Origin of the sequence: Gemmiger formicilis, assembly GCF_018784445.1 — a bacterium.
Lineage (GTDB): Bacteria > Bacillota > Clostridia > Oscillospirales > Ruminococcaceae > Gemmiger.
In genome coordinates, this window is sequence record NZ_WQOH01000066.1 from 1 (window position 1) to 293 (window position 293).

Here is a 293-nt window from a genome sequence, read left to right on the forward strand (position 1 = left end):
TGATACAGGGCGTTCACCGAAGAACAAAGAGACAAGTTAAGAATCCACACGCAGGCCCCTCCGCCATCCGGCTCCGGGGCCTGCTTTCTTTTTTGTTTCCAATCCTCTCTCATTCTGTCCCATGCGGGAAAACATGAGATAATGCGTTGATTTTGCTTGGTGTGGACTTGGAATTTTCTTGGAGTTGGCTTGGAGATTAGGCGGATTGCGAGCGGAACGGAGTGGAGCGAGCGCCTATGCGCTGTCTTGATTTTCTCTGCGCCTTTCTGGATTTTTTCGTGTGCCCGCGCATA

The 293-nt window shown here is 51.2% G+C and carries 1 protein-coding gene; it reads right to left on the bottom strand.

From position 1 onward, the window contains the following. Positions 1-293: hypothetical protein (locus tag GPK89_RS14355; RefSeq protein WP_215694182.1), on the bottom strand; the 293-nt coding region annotated here is incomplete at both ends.